Source organism: Dactylosporangium sp. NPDC051485 (assembly GCF_040682015.1).
In the GTDB taxonomy this organism is placed as follows: Bacteria; Actinomycetota; Actinomycetes; order Mycobacteriales; family Micromonosporaceae; genus Dactylosporangium.
Map to the genome: position 1 here is coordinate 189,151 of NZ_JBFAZW010000002.1, position 14,744 is coordinate 203,894.

Consider the following 14,744-nt stretch of genomic DNA (forward strand, 5'->3'; position numbering starts at 1 on the left):
GTATCGCATACAAATAAGCAATGTCCATCACCGAGCCGGCCCGGGCCCGCGGCCGGCGCACCCGGGCCCGCATCCTGCAGTGCGCGGCCGAGCTCTTCGCCGCGCGTGGCCCGGCGGCGGTGAGCGTCGCCGAGATCGCCCGGGCGGCCCAGGCGTACCCCCACCAGATCACCTACTACTTCGGCTCGAAGGACGGCCTCTTCGTCCACGCGGCCCTCTCCACGCTGCTGCGCGACGCGGCCAGGCTCGAGGCGGTGGGTATGCACCGGCGCGACCCCGACGGCTTCCGGGCCGCCGTGGCCCGCACCGCGCTGGCCCTGCCCGCCCTGCCGGGGGCGATCCAGGCGATGTCGGTCGCGCGGCTGCGGCCCGAGCTGCAGCCGGTGGTGCAGACGTACCTCGCCGTGCTCTTCCGCCGGGCCGAGACCTACCTCGTGGCGCTGCTGGACCGGCGGGGCTGGACCGTCGAGCGCCCGCCGCCGGTGGAGGTGCGCACCTTCTGGAGCGCGGTCCTCGGCGCCCGCCTGATCTCCGAGTCCGGCTACGGCGGGCGCTCCAGCGACGTCGACCTGGCCGGCCTGCTCACGATCCGGGCCCGGTGAAGGCAGGATGGCGCGGCGGTCGACATGGCCGGCCTGGGCCCGGTGAGGGCAGGATGGCGGCATGATTTCCGCGGTGCCGGCGAACGAGGCGAGCCGGGAGGACCTGCAGGCGGTCTTCGGCGACCGGGGCGACCCGCACCGGTGCCAGTGCCAGTACTTCAAGACCACCGGCGGCGGCTGGGCCAAGGGCCCGGTCGAGGAGCGGGCGGCGGCGCTGTACGCGCAGACCCGGTGCGGCGACCCCACCGCGCCGGCCACCACCGGCCTCGTCGCCTACCTCGACGGCGAGCCGGCCGGCTGGTGCGCGGTCGAGCCGCGGTCGGCCTACCGCCGCCTGCGCGCCGCCCGGGTGCCCTGGGCCGGGCGGGCCGAGGACCGCGACGACCCCGGCGTGTGGGCCGTCACCTGCTTCGTCACGCGGGCCGGGTTCCGCCGCCGAGGGGTGAGCACGGCCCTGGCCAAGGCCGCCGCGGACCTCGCCCGGGACCGCGGGGCGGCCGCGGCCGAGGGGTACCCGATGGTGGTCGAGCCCGGGGCGGACGTGCCGTGGCCGGCCGAACTGTACGTGGGCACCGTCGGCGTGTTTGCCGCCGCCGGGTTCGCGGAGGTCAGCCGCCCGACCCCGCGACGGGCCGTGATGCGGATCGACTTCGGGGTATCGTCCCGCCCATGACACGCCGACTGGCCGCCCTGGGGCTCGCCGCCCTGCTGCTGCTGACGGCCTGCGGCGGCAAGGGCACCGCCCAGGGCGAGATCGTCTTCGCCGGCGGCCCGACCGAGAGCGACGAGCCCCGGGCGGGCACCGTGATCGTCTGGAGCGGAGCCGAGCGGATCCTCAGCAAGAAGCTCGGCGACGGCGAGCGCTTCTCGTTGCGGCTGGAGCCCGGGAAGTACCGCTTCCAGGCCGTCAGCGGCGACGCGCAGTGCTTCGACCAGCTCGTGTTCGTCGGCGACAACCTGGAGACGGCCGTGCGGCTGGAGTGCCAGGTCAAGTGACGGGCCAGGTCAAGTAGCGGGCCAGGTGGACAGGGCCCGGTCGACCGCGGCGAGCACCCCGGTCCAGCTGCGGTCCAGGACGCGGGCGGCGCGGAAGCCGCCGTCGGTCTCGATGTCGATGAACCCGTGCACCGTGCTGTGCACGAACCGGACCGCGTCCACGCCCCGCTCGCCCTCCAGGTCGTAGCCGCGCAGCAGCGTGGCGCAGCCGGCCACGACCCGTGCCTGGGCCGCCGCGCCCGCCGGGTCGCCCAGCGGCCGCTTGGTCGCCGCGTAGCGCCCCGGGTGGGCGGTGGCCCAGGCCCGCAGCGCCCCCGCGTAGGCCTCCAGGGCGGCGAGCCGGGTCCGTCCGCAAAGCGCCTCGTCGAGCTTGTCGGCGATCTCGCCGGTGGCCCGGCCCGCCGCCCCGTCCAGCAGGTCCTCCATGTTCTTGACGTGCTCGTACAGGCTGGGAATGGCGACACCGAGCCGCCTCGCCAGGGCCGTCATCGTCAGCTGCTTGATCCCCGCCTCGTCGGCGAGGTCCAGCGCGGCGGCGCAGACCAGGGGGCGGTTGAGGCCGGCACGAACCATGGCCCCAGCGTATGGCGGGCCCCGGCGATGAGCACGCCGGCCATCCCGGCAACAGTGCCGAAGCGGGGCATCAGCGGGAACGCGTGGCCGCGGAATGCCTCTTGTGCGGTACCTGACACTGTCGCACACTAGCCCGTCGGGTCGCCTCGATTGCGAAGGTCATCTACCGTGCAGAAGCACACTTGAGGGAGCAGACGATGAGGCGATCCAAGTCGGTTCCGCTGGGACGAAGCTACCTCGCCCTTGCGGCACTGGCCACCACCGGCGGCTTGGCCGCGTGCGGCCGCCAGCAGCAGACCTACTGCGCGGACCAGAACGGCGTGGTCGTGCCCGACGCACGCTGCGACGACGGTTCGCCGGGCCATTATTACTACACGGGCAGCTACGGCCGCGGCCGCTCGCCCGGCTATCGCCTCAGCGGCGGCAGCCGGGTTTCCTCGACCGACTCGGTCGGCCGCTCCAACGCCGGCCTGCCCGCCACCGGGCACGTGAGCAACGGCCAGGTGACCTCGGGCGGCTTCGGCAGCAGCAGCCACGGCAGTTCGGGGAGCTGACGTGCGCCGCATCGCCGACGGGATCGTCCGGCCGGACTGGCGCGAGCAGCTCGCCACGCAGGGGGTCGTCTACAACAACACCCCGACGCCGGACGGCGGCACCATGTCCTACTGGCGCGAGGGCCCGTTCTACGACTTCACGTCGTCCGAGATCGACGCGTTGTCGACCGGGGCGGCGACGCTGTTCGAGATGTGCGTCGCCGCCGGCGACTTCATCGTCGACCACAACATGTTCCAGCTGCTGGGCATCCCCGAGCTCGCCTGGGACCAGATCAAGCGCACCTGGTGGGACGACGAGACCGAGCCCGGCGGCCGCTCCAAGGGCGACTTCTCGCCGAGCGTCTACGGCCGCTTCGACCTGCGCTACGCGGGCGAGTACGCGGGCCGGCCGCAGCTGCTGGAGTTCAACGCCGACACGCCGACGGCGCTTCCGGAGGCGGCCATTTCCCAGTGGTACTGGCACGAGCAGACCCGCCAGGGCAAGGACCAGTGGAACCTCATCCACGAGGGGCTGGTCGAGGCGTGGAAGCGCAACGTCACGCGGCTGCGCCAGGCCCGCACCCACCTGCTGAGCCCGCTCACCATCCACTTCGCGTGCGACCGCGAGGAGGACAGCGGCGAGGACCTGTTCAACACCGAGTACCTCATGGAGACGGCGCGGCAGGCGCTGGAGCCGATGGGCTTCCGCACGAAGTTCATCTGGATGGACCAGATCGGGGCCGGCGACGTGCAGGCGGGGGACCGCTTCTACGACCCCGACGGGCAGCACATCGACGTTATTTTCAAGTTGTACCCGTGGGAGTGGATGCTGCAGGAGCAGTTCGCCAAGCAGTGCTTCCGCGACATGGCCGACCCGCGCCGGGACAGCACCGTCTGGATCGAGCCGCCCTACAAGATGCTCTGGAGCAACAAGGGCCTCCTGCCGGTCCTGTGGCACCTGTACGGCGACGACCCCGACCGCCGCGACCTGCTGCTGCCGGCGTACTTCGAGTCGGAGAAGCCCGGCTGGATGACGTCCTACGTGCGTAAGCCGCTGCTCGGGCGGGAGGGCGCCAACGTCCAGATCGTGGTCGACGGGGTCACGGTGGCCAGCGCCCCCGGCGACTACGGCGGCCCCTACGTGTGCCAGGCCTTCGCCCCGCTACCCGCGTACCCGGATCCGCGGGGCGGCGAGTGGCATCCCGTGCTCGGCGTATGGATGATCGACGGCGAGCCGGCGGGCCTCGGCATCCGGGAGAGCGCGGGCCTCATCACCGACAACCTGAGCCATTTCGTCCCGCACACCATTGATTTCTCCCAATAGTTACATCTCCTAGCTACATCTCCCAGCAGGCATAGATTCGTCCCAATTAGGATGTGACGGCATGAACGGTACCGCCGCCCTGATCGCGGTGCTCCAGGTGCTCATCGTGATCCTTGCGCTGGGCGGCGGCTGGTGGCTGCTCAACGCGGCCACCTCGTTCGACGACCATTACGAGCTGTGGCAGCGGTCCAACTGGGGCTATCTGGTCCAGCGGGTCGGCTTCGTCGCCGTGCAGGTCATCGGCGTGTCCAGCCTCGTCGGCCAGGATCTGCACAGCTGGAACTCGCTGCTCTGGGTCGGCGGCGGTGTCGTCTGGGCCACCCTCCTGGCGATCCTCGGCTTCTGGATCACCGACTGGATGATCCTGCGCACCCGGGCCACCAAGCTCGGCGAGCTCAACGCCGTGCCGCTCTCGGTGGGTCTGGTCCGGCTCGGCTTCTACCTCGGCCTGGCCATGGTCGTGCGGGCCACCTTCATCGGCCACGCGCCCAACCTGGGCACCTCGCTGACGTCGATCGGCGTGTTCACCGTCGCCGGGATCGCCGGCCTGGTCATCGCCTTCTACCTGCACAGCCTGGTCTCGTACGGCAACCTGCGGGCCGAGATGGCGGCCGGTGGGGTGACCGAGGGCCTGGAGTCGGCGGGCGTGCTCACCGCGGTCGGCCTGATCCTCTACGGGGCCATGGCCGGCGACTTCACCACCTGGCCCGAAAGTCTGGCCGGCTTCGGCATTGCCCTCGGGGTGGCCTACGTGGGGCTGTACGTGGCGCGGTACCTCATCGACTGGTTCGTACTCACCGGCTCGTGCACCCTGAAGACGATCCACGCCCAGCAGCAGCGCGGGGCCGCCGCCCTCCTGGCCTTCCTCCTGGTGATGGTGGCCCTGCCGATCAGCGCCGTGGTCAACCTGTACATCGAGTGATGGCCGTCCTGCGCACGCCGCGGCTCCTCCTGCGCGAGATGACCCCGGACGACCTGGACGACCTGGCCGGGCTGCTCGGGGACGCCTCCGTGATGCGGTACTACCCCCGCCCGAAGACCCGGCCGGAGACGCTCGACTGGATCGAGCTCAACCAGCGCCGCTACCGCCGGGACGGCCACGGCCTGTGGATCATGCACCTGCGCGACGGCGGCGCGTTCGCCGGCGACTGCGGGCTCACCATCCAGCGGGTCGACGGCGTCGACGAGATCGAGGTCGGCTACCACGTGGCGCCCGGCTTGCAGCGCGGCGGCCTCGCCACCGAGGCCGCCATCGCCTGCCGCGACCACGCCCGCGACGCGCTCGGCGTGCGCCGGCTCATCGCGATCATCCATCCGGACAACGTGGCCTCCCAGCGCGTTGCCCAGAAGGCCGGCCTGACCCTGGAGAAGCGCACCCGGGACTACGGATCCGGGGCTCAAGACGTGTTGGTTCTCTCAATGCGTTTGTAAGCACCCACAAGGGGTAGCCCTCGTGACATGGACAGCGCGGTGCTCAGCAGTGACGGCAGGGATCAACAGGTGAACGTCGAGCCGGAGGACGCGTCGGAAGATTCCTTCTGGCTGCCGGTCGAGGCGGGGGCGGCCGGTCCTCTCGCGGACAAGCGTTTCATTCTCTAGTCCGGGCCGCCGGTGGTCGCATCACCGGCATACAGGAAAACCGCACCATTCCGGCCGCCGTGGCCTGGCCCACGGCGGCCTTCGGTTGCTCGCTCCCGGGGCATTCTCGACCGGATCCGGTTCATGGGCGGCCGGTTGGATCCTCGACGTACGGCTACCCCATGCTCCGCATCAGTGGCAACTCGCCATGAGCAATACGACCGTTTGCCTGGCCTACGTCGCAGTGCTGCGCAATCTGCCCTGGCCGATGCTGCACTGGTTCTGCGTGCCCGGCATGAGACCGCATAACCCGACGTAGCGTGGAACGAGCAGCGGAAGGAGCCGGACACCATGGATGCACACCTGCGGGCCAGCGACAGCGATCGCCAGCAGACCATCGAAGCCCTGCACCGGCACACCGCTGACGGGCGGCTCTCACTCGACGAGTTCGCCGAGCGGGTCGACGTGGTCAACCGTGCTCGGACCTACGGCGAACTGGCCGTGGTCACCGCCGATTTACCCACCGAACCCGCCGCCGATCCGATCGCCGGCCCCACGCACCGCCGCGCGGGCCACGCACTGACGACTGCTGCGGTGCTCGCCGCGGTGCTTTTGGTGGTCCTACTCGGCGGCACCGCCGTAGCTACAGCGGCAGGGTGGGGTGATATGCGCACGATGATGGCGTCGATGGGCTGCATGTGACCAGTGCGGGCAGCCGACAGCCCGAACGTGGCTTTGACCCAGGTGGGTGAGCCGCGGGCAGCCGTTGGCAAGCGGCGGCCCGGCAATCCGCATCCGTCAATCAAACATGCCGCGGCGGGCATGCGCGGCCCCTGCGGTCCTCGTGCAGTACAACCGGCGTGTCGGGCCGGCCACCTCACCGGCCATCAGCCGAACCATGCCATCGCCTGCCCGTGGCTGCGGGTCCAGGCCAGCGGTGTTCCATCGAGCGCCAGCACGTTGTAGAGCGCCTCGTCCGGTGCCGGCGGCAGCGCGTGATGCGGCAGGACGTCCGAACCTTCGACGGAGATCCAGTGCCCGGACAGTTCGCGCACCCGTTCCACGAACATCACGCGGCGCGCGGCCGGGACCTGATACAGCACTGACGTGTGGAACACGACCAGTGTCGCACCGGCGGGAGCCTGGGCGGCCAGGCTCCGCAGATCGTCCACGAGGTCACCACGGATCAGCGACGGTGGGTCCGCGGCCGCGATCGCGGCGGCGGCCCGCAGCCGGTCCCGTCGGTGGTGGTGTTCCGGCCAGATCAGCGCCTCCAGCCAGGCGACATCGGCCGGGTTGGTGACGTCGAGCGGGTTCAGGTCCAGGCCGGCCCGCCACACCACCTCGGGCAGTCTGGTTGGCGGTGCCGTTCCGGTGAGGGCGCAGTCGAGGATCGGCCCGCTCGAGCCGATCTCATGATCGCCATATCGGTAGGTGTAGCGGTCGGGATACAGACTCAGCCCGGCGGCGGTGCCGACCTCCAGCAACGCCAGCGGCTCGGGCAACGAGGCAAGCACCGGCAGCAGCAGGGCGCAGCGGCCGATCTCATTGGTCTGCGTGGCCCGCGTGCGCAGTTCCGCCTCGATCACCGGCCAGTTCGCCACCGTGAAGTCATGGAACGCGGCCGGATCATCAACCGGACCGCCGAGCAGACGCACCACGCCGAGCAGCAGATTCGGCTGCCGGTTCGACGGGGGAACGGCGTGCAGCAGGGCCAGGATCGTCTCATCGGTGGCGATGGCCAACGACAACCGCTCGTAGGTCGGCGACACCCCACGCGTCTCCCGCACCGCGAACTCGGCATACATCGATGCAACCGTCACCATGTCAGGATCGCACAGCAGCGCGGCCGCCAACGCCCTGCAGCAGACGCACCCAACCGCTGGTGGCTACGTCCGATGGCGAAGTTGCGCACGATAGTTGGCGAGTGGCCATGCCAGACGAATCGGGCCCCATCGCGAGCTGATGGCACACCCCCTCGCGTGAGCCGTGTGCACCGACGAGGTGCTCACACGTTCTAGGGGCCAGGCGCAGCAATGCGTCTGGCCTACCCGGCCGTATTCACTGAATTGCTCCGCGGGTGGCGCGTTGGGATGGTGCTCGACCTTTCGCAGGCTTCGGTGGAATTGGCAGCCGGCCGGGCGTGGCAGATGCAAGAACCGGCTGCGATTCGCTGCCGGTGAGCGCGGATGGCGCCCGATTGTTCGACGCGTTGCCGCGGTGGCGGGCGGGCGTGACGGCGGCGGTGGCGTTGGTGCGCGACGGCCCTCGCGGGCGCGCCCGGACGCTGCGGCGCCGTCCTTCCGGTCCGGCGGTGCGGGATCGGTGTGGTCGGCGGCGACCCGGTCGGCGGGGTGTTCGGCGGGGTGTTCGGCCTGTTCGGGCGGTAGCGTCGGCGGGACCGGCGCGGGGGCCGGGTCGGGTCGCCGGTCGTCGGCCGTGGTCGCCGGCGCGACGCCACCATGGATGCGGCGTAGCTTCTGGGCGTGGCGCTGGGCAAGGCCCCACGCTCGATGCTGCTCGTGTTCCCGACGGAACTGCTCCGTTGCCGGACAATAGCGCCGAGACCTGGTCCGGTCACGCATGGCAGCCAATTCCGTGCGACTGAAGAATGACAGCTGCCCCATGAGATTGATTATCCCCGAGCCCGCCCGGAATCACCGCCCCGGACGGTAACGACAACGTCAAATGGTGCACGCTCATGTTTCATATGCAGGTGATCGTGAGGCTCCTTGAACTGGGCACGCAGTGCCTCGATCACTCTGCATATCAGGCGTTATGCGGCCCGCCGGGGCGCAGGTGAACGAAGTTCACCCGCATAATGCCGCGATTCGTCGCTGCGGATCATCGGCCCGGACGACGTCATCGGCGCGGCATGCGCGAACGGCTGACAGGTATCAGGCGCAGCGTCAAGGTGTCGTAGGCACCGTGTCTGGCCTTCGGCTGCAGGAGCAGCGCCATGGCGACGACCGCACACACCGAGACCGCGATCGGGCCGCCGTGCACGAGCACGAGCAGCCATCCCGGCGCATCGTCAATGAGCACGACGGGCGCTCCGCTGCTGTCGACCGCGTCGAACGACGCGAGCGCCGACGCCCACCAACCACATGTCAGCTGGGCGGCCAGGCACAGCGAGACAGTGATACGCAGTCCGTTGAACCCGCTGGGCTCACCCTGGTGGTACCGCCGCAGCAATATGGTCCCGGCGAGGGCGAACAGTCCCGTGACGACGGCCATGATCATGCCGGCGATCAGGACGTCCTCCTTGAGATAAGGCTGGCTGGAGGCCGAGATCGCAGCCTTGTGGTCATCGGCCCAGACGCCCACGTGAGCAGCCAGGTACAGGTAGCTGAAGCCCACCATGACCAGCACGCCGATCATGAGAACGACGACGATGACGGTGGCGTTCCTCAGCCGCTTCATACCGCGCAAGGAACCGCCCGCTGCGGACGTTCCGGCCTCGTAGGCGTCGCGATGAGCGTCGTCGCGATGCTTCGATGCACGATCAGGTGCGCGCTTCTGCCGCAGACCGAGAGCGCAAAGCCGGCGAGGAACTGCCGAGATTGCGATCCTCGCAGCTTGTGACGGTTGGGCTAGAGCGGCGAGGCGGGCGTCGTTGGCGATGGCCGAGAGCGACCGGCGCGTGGGCGGGCCATTGACTTTTAGTTAAGTTTCTTTATCGTTGTGCCTCAATGGGACCTCCTCGTTAGACACGTCACATGGGAGGCAATGCATGGCATCTCGACTCCGGCTCGCGCTTGCGGCCGCGGCGGTGCTGGTGACCGCCGGCGGTATCGCGGCCGTCGCCAGCCCGGCGCAGGCCGCCGGCTCGCTCACCGCCACGCTCAGCTACGACTCCGACTGGGGCACCGGCTACCAGGCGAAGTACACGATCACGAACGGGACGGCCGCCACCGTCTCCTCGTGGCAGGTCGACTTCGACCTGCCGTCCGGCTCCACGCTCGGCAGCTACTGGGACACCCTGGCCAGCCAGAGCGGCACGCACGTGACCGCGGCGAACCGGACGTACAACGGGACCCTCGCGCCCGGCGGGTCGACCACCTTCGGGTTCCTGGTCTCCGGGTCCGGCAAGCCGGCCAACTGCAAGATCAACGCTGCCTCGTGTGCCGGGGTCGTGGACACGCAGGCCCCGACGGCGCCGACCAACCTGACGGTCACCGGGACCACGTCCAGCAGCGTCAGCCTGTCCTGGGGTGCCTCGACCGACAACGTCGGGGTGGCCGGGTACGACATCTACCGCGCGGGCACCCTCGCGGCGTCGGTGACGGGCACCAGCGGTACCGTCTCCGACCTTTCCGCGTCGACCGCCTACACCTTCACGGTGAAGGCCCGCGACGCGGCCGGCAACACCTCGGCGGCGAGCAACCAGGTCAGCGCGACCACGCAGGCCGGGGGCGGCGGGGGCGGGGGCGGCGGCGGTACGACCCTCGCGGTCGCGCCGTACGTCGACATGGGCGCCTGGCCCACCCCGGTGCTCACCGACATGGCCACCGGCGGCAACCTGAAGAACTTCACGCTCGCGTTCGTCAACAGCGCGGGCTGCAAGGCCTCGTGGTTCAACGCCTACGACCCGCGGGCCGCGTGGGCCAAGGACCAGATCGACGCGATCCGGGCCCGGGGCGGCGACGTGAAGATCTCCTTCGGCGGGGCCAGCGGCATCGAGCTGGCGCAGGCCTGCACCACGCCGGCCGCGGTCGCGGCGGAGTACCAGGCCGTCGTCGACGCCTACAGCCTCAAGTACATCGACCTCGACATCGAGGGCGCCGCGGTGGCCGACCCGACCACCATCGCCCGCCGCTCGCAGGCGCTGGCCCTGCTGCAGGCGGCCCGGCCGAACGTCAAGATCTCGCTGACCCTGCCGGTGCTGCCCGAGGGGCTGACCAGCGACGGGGTCAACGTGGTGCGCTCGGCCCGCGACGCCGGGGTCAACCTGGACCTGGTCAACATCATGGCGATGGACTACCAGCGCTCCACCGGCGACTACGGCGCCTTCGCGGTGCAGGCCGCGCAGTCGACCTTCACCCAGCTCAAGGGCCTGTACCCGAGCAAGACCGACGCGCAGGTCTGGCGCATGCTGGGCGTCACGCCGATGCTCGGCAAGAACGACGACGGCGGCACGTACGACCAGAACGCCGCCCGCCGGCTGGTCTCCTTCGCCCAGACCAACCACCTGGGCATGCTCTCCTTCTGGGAGGAGGGCCGCGACCGCAACGCCTGCAACGGGGCTCTGTACCTGTGCACCAACGTGCCGCAGGCCCCGTACGAGTTCTCGAAGATCTTCGCCGGCTACACCGGCTGAGCAAACAACAACGGCGCCCGGTCTCGCACGAGACCGGGCGCCGCCGTGTATCCGCATCAGCAGGAACGGCCGCTCAAGAGCACGGCGGCACCCCGCGGCGGCCCCGTTGCGCGCGCTCGGGAGAATGGCGGCACATGACCCCGCTGCTGACCGCCGACGTCTTCGGCTGGACCGTGCGCCCCGCGCGCCGCCGCCGCGTCCGCGCGTTCCTCGTGGCCGCGGCCGCGATCGCGGCCGTCGCGCTGCACCTGGCCTACGACCCGCCGATCGAGTGCAGCGACGCCGCCCCGTGCGGCCCCGACAACCTCAACGCGGTGCTGCTGGGCCTGATCGGCGCCCTGCCGCTGGTCGCCTTCGTATCGCTGCCGGTGACCGCCTGGCTGGCCGGGGCGTTCCTCGCCGTCGACGTGCTGTGGCAGCTCGCGCACCCGGATCTGGCCTCCCCGGCCTGGGTCACCGGCGCCGACGCGGCGCTCGTCGTGCTCGCCTTCGTCGCCGTGCGCCTGGCCCCGCCCGGGTTGGGCGGCGCGGCCGAGATGTGGGCGGCCACCACGTCGCACCGGGCGCCCCCGGTGCCTTCCGTTCTGCCGCGGTACGGCATGGGCTGGCGGCTGCTCGCGGTACTGCTGCTGCTCGGGGCCCTTGGCGTCACCGCCGGATCGCTGCTGGCGCAGGAGCGCGCCGACGCCCGCCTGGACGGCGCCGAGCGGGTCACGGCGGAGGTCACCGGCCACCCGGACCCGTACTCGCTCGACGTGCGCCTCCCCGGCGGCACCGTGCGCGTCACCGTCGCCGAGGCCGGCGAGCACCCGGTCGGCTCGCACGTCGCCGTCCTGGTCACCGGCGACGGGCTCTTCCAACTCGTCAGCGAGCCCTACGACACCAGCGGCTGGCTGAGCCTCGCGGTGCTGCTGGCCGCCCTGGCCGCGGCCTGCCTGGCCCGCGCCCGCGCCCGCGGCGCCGCCGCCCGCGCCCTGTTCGCGGGGGAGCAGCCGGCCACCGAGGTGTACGTCTGGGCGCTCGGCGGACGGGTCGCCGTCTACGCCACCGACGCCCGCCCCGGCGAGTCGGCCCTGGTCGAGTTCTTCGCCCTGACCCGCAACGGCTCCGACGACATCCGCCCCGGCGTGCTCTTCGGCGTGCCGGCCCAGCGCCAGTGGTGCGCGGTCACGGTCGACGGCGAGCTGCTGGTCCCGCGCGGCCCGGTCCGCAGCGGCCGCTTCGCCCCGATGTTCGGCGGCGCCGACCCCGACGCTTCCGTGGACGCCGCCCGCCTCCCGCTGCGCCCCGAGGAGATCATGGCGCTGCGCCCGGAGGACGTCTCGGCGGACCCGGAGACGGTGCACACCCACCGCCACAACCGGTTCTCCGGCTATGCGGTGATCGTCGGCTCCACCTGGCCGTTCCTCGTGCTGCTGGCGTACCTGCTGCCGCGGCTGTCGTACTGGACCGCGGTCGCCGTCGCCGCCCCGATGGTCGCCGTCGCCTGCCTCGCCGGATGGCGCCTCTTCCTGCGCCCGCGGGTCAGCTGGAACGGCGCCGGGGTGAGCGTGGTGGGCGGCGTCGGCGCCCGGCTGCTGGTCTGGTCGGACGTGCACGCGGTGCGGGCCGACCACCACGGCACGGTGACCATCGAGACCGACCATCGCGGCGCGGGGCTGGTCGTCGCCGCCCGCGGGGAGCACTCGCTGCTGCCGCGGTTCCTCTCCGGCGACGAGCGCACCGGCGGCCAGCTCGCCGGGGCGTTGCGGCTCTCGGCGGAGCGGGCGGCGGCGCGCGCCCGGGCCCAGATCCGCGACGTGATCTCCCTGCCGCCGGCGCCGGTCGCCCCGTCGGCGCCGGCGCTGCTGTACGCGGCCTGGATCGTGGAGTCCCTGCTGTACGCCTTGCTGTTGAGCTGAAAGGTGCTTATCCGAAAAGTCGGGCGCTGGCGCGCCACGACTTTTCGGATATATAACCTGGCGGGCGAAAAGGATCGGTATGCCTGACTTTCGGGACAAAACGCCGCCGGGTGCGGGTGGGTTGGAAGCGCCCGATGGTGGGGCATGATGTGCCGATGGGGCGGCACGAAGTGGGCCGGCGAACCGTGTGCGTGGTTCGCGATCCCCGGCGTGCGGCCGGCACGACCTGGTGGGTCTGGCTGGCGCCGCTCGCCGGGCTGGTGCTCTGGCCCCTCGCGCCCGTGGCCGGGCTGCTCGCCGCCGCCGGGCTCCTCGCCGGAGCCGGTTGTGTGGTGCGGTACCGGCTGGGGTCCGGCGTCCGGCTCGAAGGGGAGTGGGCGGCGCAGTGGCGCGGGGCGGCCGACCTGCTCGGGGAGATCCGGCAGGGGTGGCCGTCGCTCGGGGCCATGGCGGAGCCGTCCGACATCGGGCCGACGCTCGCGCTGACCGGCTTCCACCTGGCCAAGCTGGCCCGGGAGCGGGCCCGGCTGGCCGGGTACCTCGACGAGCTCGACGCGGCCGCCGCCGGGCTGGCCGACGCCGCGCTGCTCGCCGAGGTGGACGAGCGCCGGGCCGCCCTCGGGGAGCGGCGGCGGGAGCTCGACGCGCAGTTCGCGGCCCGGGTCGGGGCGCTGCGGCGGCTGGCCCAGTCGGTGCGCGGGCACGAGCGGGTCGAGCGGGTGCGGGCGCTGCTGGCGACCGACCCATCCAACCCATCCAGCCCATCTCGTCTATCCGATGCGGTCGTTGGCGGCGCGGACCCCATCGCGGAGGTGGCCGGGCGGACCGAGCTCGTCCTCGCGGCCTACCGGGAGCTGTCCGCGACGGCGCCCGTACCGTCCGAAACGCGATCGTTCGGGGGCTCCCCGCCGAACTAGGATGAGGGACATGTCTGCGGCCTTCGGGCTCGGGATCGACTTCGGCACCTCGAACACCGTGGCCCTCATGCGCTGGCCCGACGGGCGCGTCCGGCCGCTGCTGTTCGATGCCAACCCGTTGCTCCCGTCCGCCGTCTTTGCCCCGACCAAGCCGGGTCCGGCGTCCGGCGCGACCCCGGCGGACGCCCCAGTGCCCGGGGACCTCGTGGTCGGCGGGGACGCGCTGCACCACGCGCGGTTCGATCCGGCGGGGCTGGAGCCCAACCCGAAGCAGCACATCGACGAGCAGGCGATCCTGCTCGGCGCGCGCGAGGTGGCGGTCACCGACCTCATCGCGGCGGTGCTGCGGTTCGTCTTCGCCGAGGCGCGGCGGGTGGCCGGGTCCGAAGACTTCGCGGTGGCGCTGGCCCACCCGGCGGGGTGGGGCACGGCGCGCAAGGCGGTGCTCGCGGAGGCGGCCAGGCGGGCCGGGCTCGGCGCGGCGCTGCTGGTGCCGGAGCCGGTCGCGGCCGCGCACGCGTTCACCGCGGTGCTCGGGCAGCAGGTGCCGACCGGCAAGGCTCTCGTCGTCTACGACCTCGGCGCCGGCACGTTCGACGCCAGCGTGGTGGCGCGCCGGCCGGTCGGGTTCGAGACGGTGGCCGTCGACGGGCTCACCGACGTCGGCGGGCTCGACATCGACGCGACCATCGTGCGCTGGCTGGGGGAGCGGTACTCCCCGGGCGACCCCGAGCTGTGGGCCAGGATGGCCGACGCGCAGGACGCCGAGTCGCTGCGGCACCGGCGGATGCTCTGGCACGACGCCCGCGTGGCCAAGGAGATGCTGTCCCGGGCGCCCGCGGTGGTCCTGCAGATGCCGGCGCCGCTCAACGTCGACGCCCAGCTGACCCGCGACGAGTTCGAGGCGGTTGACCAGGATCTGCAGCACCGTGGTGATGATGGTCGAGCCGCCGGGGGAGCCCAGGGCCAGGAACGGGCGGCCGTGCTGCAGCACGATCGT

Annotated in this window: 15 protein-coding genes and 2 pseudogenes; 13 read left to right on the forward strand and 4 right to left on the reverse strand. The window is 71.6% G+C overall.

The features are described 5' to 3' along the window. Nucleotides 1-20: 20 nt before the first annotated feature. The 3 genes from AB0M46_RS01890 (at nt 21) to AB0M46_RS01900 (ending at nt 1,598) form a co-directional block, all read left to right on the forward strand. Entirely contained in the window at nt 21-602 is a 582-nt protein-coding gene (locus tag AB0M46_RS01890; protein WP_363332312.1) for a TetR/AcrR family transcriptional regulator C-terminal domain-containing protein, read from the forward strand. A 61-nt stretch (nt 603-663) separates the two neighbouring features. After that, entirely contained in the window at nt 664-1,275 is a 612-nt protein-coding gene (locus AB0M46_RS01895; protein ID WP_363332313.1) for a GNAT family N-acetyltransferase, read from the forward strand. Continuing rightward, nucleotides 1,272-1,598 (forward strand): hypothetical protein, encoded by a 327-nt coding sequence (locus tag AB0M46_RS01900; protein WP_363332314.1) that lies wholly within the window; start codon nt 1,272-1,274, stop codon nt 1,596-1,598. Before AB0M46_RS01895 ends, AB0M46_RS01900 begins: the two co-directional genes overlap by 4 nt. A gap of 9 nt (nt 1,599-1,607) precedes the next feature. Here AB0M46_RS01900 and AB0M46_RS01905 read toward each other — a convergent pair whose 3' ends face one another. Beyond that, nucleotides 1,608-2,171, reverse strand: a complete 564-nt coding sequence (locus AB0M46_RS01905) for a WHG domain-containing protein (RefSeq protein ID WP_363332315.1) — start codon at nt 2,169-2,171, stop codon at nt 1,608-1,610. A 197-nt stretch (nt 2,172-2,368) separates the two neighbouring features. Between AB0M46_RS01905 and AB0M46_RS01910 the strand changes: the two genes are divergently transcribed. The 6 genes from AB0M46_RS01910 to AB0M46_RS01935 all read left to right on the forward strand — a co-directional run bounded on the left by AB0M46_RS01910 (nt 2,369) and on the right by AB0M46_RS01935 (nt 6,308). After that, nucleotides 2,369-2,725, forward strand: coding sequence for a hypothetical protein (locus AB0M46_RS01910; RefSeq protein ID WP_363332316.1), 357 nt, complete (start codon nt 2,369-2,371; stop codon nt 2,723-2,725). A 1-nt stretch (nt 2,726) separates the two neighbouring features. Further along, nucleotides 2,727-4,028 (forward strand): glutathionylspermidine synthase family protein, encoded by a 1,302-nt coding sequence (locus AB0M46_RS01915; RefSeq protein WP_363332317.1) that lies wholly within the window; start codon nt 2,727-2,729, stop codon nt 4,026-4,028. 61 nt (nt 4,029-4,089) lie between these two features. Further along, the gene (locus AB0M46_RS01920; RefSeq protein WP_363332318.1) at nt 4,090-4,950 is read left to right on the forward strand and encodes a hypothetical protein; all 861 of its coding nucleotides are present in this window, start codon (nt 4,090-4,092) and stop codon (nt 4,948-4,950) included. Next, nucleotides 4,950-5,459 (forward strand): GNAT family N-acetyltransferase, encoded by a 510-nt coding sequence (locus AB0M46_RS01925; RefSeq protein ID WP_363332319.1) that lies wholly within the window; start codon nt 4,950-4,952, stop codon nt 5,457-5,459. The genes AB0M46_RS01920 and AB0M46_RS01925 overlap by 1 nt, the downstream gene beginning before the upstream one ends. 27 nt (nt 5,460-5,486) lie before the next feature. After that, the gene (locus tag AB0M46_RS01930; protein WP_363332320.1) at nt 5,487-5,627 is read left to right on the forward strand and encodes a hypothetical protein; all 141 of its coding nucleotides are present in this window, start codon (nt 5,487-5,489) and stop codon (nt 5,625-5,627) included. A 330-nt stretch (nt 5,628-5,957) separates the two neighbouring features. Then, nucleotides 5,958-6,308: a DUF1707 domain-containing protein gene (locus AB0M46_RS01935; RefSeq protein ID WP_363332321.1), complete on the forward strand. Its 351-nt coding sequence runs from the start codon at nt 5,958-5,960 to the stop codon at nt 6,306-6,308. A gap of 185 nt (nt 6,309-6,493) precedes the next feature. Here the strand turns inward: AB0M46_RS01935 and AB0M46_RS01940 are convergent, their stop codons facing one another. Together AB0M46_RS01940 and AB0M46_RS01945 are read right to left on the reverse strand one after the other, a co-directional pair. Further along, on the reverse strand, nt 6,494-7,432 hold the full coding sequence (locus AB0M46_RS01940) for a DUF2332 domain-containing protein (RefSeq protein ID WP_363332332.1): 939 nt from the start codon (nt 7,430-7,432) through the stop codon (nt 6,494-6,496). A gap of 1,036 nt (nt 7,433-8,468) precedes the next feature. After that, complete coding sequence (locus AB0M46_RS01945; RefSeq protein ID WP_363332322.1) at nt 8,469-9,029, reverse strand: hypothetical protein; 561 nt, start codon at nt 9,027-9,029, stop codon at nt 8,469-8,471. 310 nt (nt 9,030-9,339) lie between these two features. Here AB0M46_RS01945 and AB0M46_RS01950 point away from each other — a divergent pair, with 310 nt between their 5' ends. From AB0M46_RS01950 to AB0M46_RS01965, 4 genes and pseudogenes are all read left to right on the forward strand, one after another. After that, nucleotides 9,340-10,926, forward strand: a complete 1,587-nt coding sequence (locus AB0M46_RS01950) for a cellulose binding domain-containing protein (protein WP_363332323.1) — start codon at nt 9,340-9,342, stop codon at nt 10,924-10,926. A 134-nt stretch (nt 10,927-11,060) separates the two neighbouring features. Continuing rightward, nucleotides 11,061-12,827 carry a PH domain-containing protein gene (locus AB0M46_RS01955; RefSeq protein WP_363332324.1) on the forward strand — a complete coding sequence of 589 codons (1,767 nt, stop codon included), beginning with the start codon at nt 11,061-11,063 and terminating at the stop codon, nt 12,825-12,827. A gap of 155 nt (nt 12,828-12,982) precedes the next feature. Next, the gene (locus AB0M46_RS01960; RefSeq protein ID WP_363332325.1) at nt 12,983-13,744 is read left to right on the forward strand and encodes a hypothetical protein; all 762 of its coding nucleotides are present in this window, start codon (nt 12,983-12,985) and stop codon (nt 13,742-13,744) included. Between the two features lie 67 nt (nt 13,745-13,811). Further along, nucleotides 13,812-14,615: pseudogene (locus AB0M46_RS01965) on the forward strand (Hsp70 family protein); the annotation flags it as partial. Between the two features lie 30 nt (nt 14,616-14,645). Here AB0M46_RS01965 and AB0M46_RS01970 read toward each other — a convergent pair. Then, nucleotides 14,646-14,744, reverse strand: a pseudogene (locus tag AB0M46_RS01970) (gamma-glutamyltransferase); the annotation flags it as partial.

Bases quoted from the DNA above. Each gene is read 5' to 3' on its own strand.
- AB0M46_RS01890 (WP_363332312.1), top strand. From the start codon at position 21: ATGTCCATCACCGAGCCGGCCCGGGCCCGCGGCCGGCGCACCCGGGCC.
- AB0M46_RS01895 (WP_363332313.1), top strand. From the start codon at position 664: ATGATTTCCGCGGTGCCGGCGAACGAGGCGAGCCGGGAGGACCTGCAG.
- AB0M46_RS01900 (WP_363332314.1), top strand. From the start codon at position 1,272: ATGACACGCCGACTGGCCGCCCTGGGGCTCGCCGCCCTGCTGCTGCTG.
- AB0M46_RS01905 (WP_363332315.1), bottom strand. From the start codon at position 2,171: ATGGTTCGTGCCGGCCTCAACCGCCCCCTGGTCTGCGCCGCCGCGCTG.
- AB0M46_RS01910 (WP_363332316.1), top strand. From the start codon at position 2,369: ATGAGGCGATCCAAGTCGGTTCCGCTGGGACGAAGCTACCTCGCCCTT.
- AB0M46_RS01920 (WP_363332318.1), top strand. From the start codon at position 4,090: ATGAACGGTACCGCCGCCCTGATCGCGGTGCTCCAGGTGCTCATCGTG.
- AB0M46_RS01925 (WP_363332319.1), top strand. From the start codon at position 4,950: ATGGCCGTCCTGCGCACGCCGCGGCTCCTCCTGCGCGAGATGACCCCG.
- AB0M46_RS01930 (WP_363332320.1), top strand. From the start codon at position 5,487: ATGGACAGCGCGGTGCTCAGCAGTGACGGCAGGGATCAACAGGTGAAC.
- AB0M46_RS01935 (WP_363332321.1), top strand. From the start codon at position 5,958: ATGGATGCACACCTGCGGGCCAGCGACAGCGATCGCCAGCAGACCATC.
- AB0M46_RS01940 (WP_363332332.1), bottom strand. From the start codon at position 7,432: ATGGTGACGGTTGCATCGATGTATGCCGAGTTCGCGGTGCGGGAGACG.
- AB0M46_RS01945 (WP_363332322.1), bottom strand. From the start codon at position 9,029: ATGAAGCGGCTGAGGAACGCCACCGTCATCGTCGTCGTTCTCATGATC.
- AB0M46_RS01950 (WP_363332323.1), top strand. From the start codon at position 9,340: ATGGCATCTCGACTCCGGCTCGCGCTTGCGGCCGCGGCGGTGCTGGTG.
- AB0M46_RS01955 (WP_363332324.1), top strand. From the start codon at position 11,061: ATGACCCCGCTGCTGACCGCCGACGTCTTCGGCTGGACCGTGCGCCCC.
- AB0M46_RS01960 (WP_363332325.1), top strand. From the start codon at position 12,983: ATGGGGCGGCACGAAGTGGGCCGGCGAACCGTGTGCGTGGTTCGCGAT.